This is a genomic window from Luteimonas sp. 8-5, assembly GCF_029763755.1.
Lineage (GTDB): Bacteria > Pseudomonadota > Gammaproteobacteria > Xanthomonadales > Xanthomonadaceae > Cognatiluteimonas.
The window spans coordinates 1-832 of record NZ_JARUVM010000167.1 but is presented as its reverse complement, the minus strand read 5'-3'; the positions used below and the strand labels follow the sequence as shown (position 1 = coordinate 832).

Annotated in this window: 1 protein-coding gene; it reads left to right on the top strand. The window is 71.3% G+C overall.

The window, feature by feature from the left end:
* Positions 1-35: 35 nt before the first annotated feature.
* A partial coding sequence (locus tag QAA18_RS12665) for a DUF1631 family protein (protein WP_279413445.1) occupies positions 36-832 on the top strand: 797 nt, incomplete at its 3' end.

The following is an 832-nucleotide window of genomic DNA, read 5'->3' as shown; positions in this document are numbered from 1 at the left end:
CGGCGCCGGCCACGGCCACGCCGGCCAATGCAGACATGTTCCGCGCCGCGCCCGCGGCGCGCGTCCAGCACCAGCAGTTGCGCGACATGCTCCACGCCTGGCGCGAGGGCATGCTCGCCGGCACGTCCGGTGGCCGCGTCTCCGGCGAACATGCACCCGACCGCAGGCTGGGCGAACGCCGCGAACTGCGTCCCCAGGAAGTGCGCAGCGTCGCTTCGCTGCTGCAGGGCGAAGGCGTGCGTACGTTCGAGGCAGCCCTGGCGGGCAAGGGACACCTGCATGAAGCGATCCGCGAGGAGATGCTCGAGGGCGCGCGCCGCCTGGGCCTCGACCCGGATCGCACCTGCCTGGATCCGCAGCACGAGGACGCGATCGACCTGACCGGGCTGCTGTTCGAGTCCATGCTTCGCGGCAATGCCATGGTCCAGCAGGCGCGCCGCCTGTTCGCGCGCCTGGTGATGTCCTACGTCAAGGTGGCGCTGGCCGACGACAGCCTCTTCATGCGCGGGGACCATCCGGCCCGACGCCTGCTCGACGGCCTGGCCATCACCTGCGAGGGCAACGAGGGCACTTCGCCGCAGGAGCGGGAGATGCTCGAGCACGCGGGTGGCATCGTCGAACGCGTGGTCTCGGAATACAACGAGGACCTGGCGATCTTCGAGCTTGCCGCCGAGGAACTCGATTCGCTGCTGGAGCAGCAGCGTCGCCGCGCCGACCTGGCCGAGCGCCGCGCAGCGGAAACCATGCACGGTCGCGAACGCCTGCAGCACGCGCGCGCCGAAGCGGCCCGGGAGTTGTCCGCACGGATCGCCGGGCGCACCCTGACCCCGAC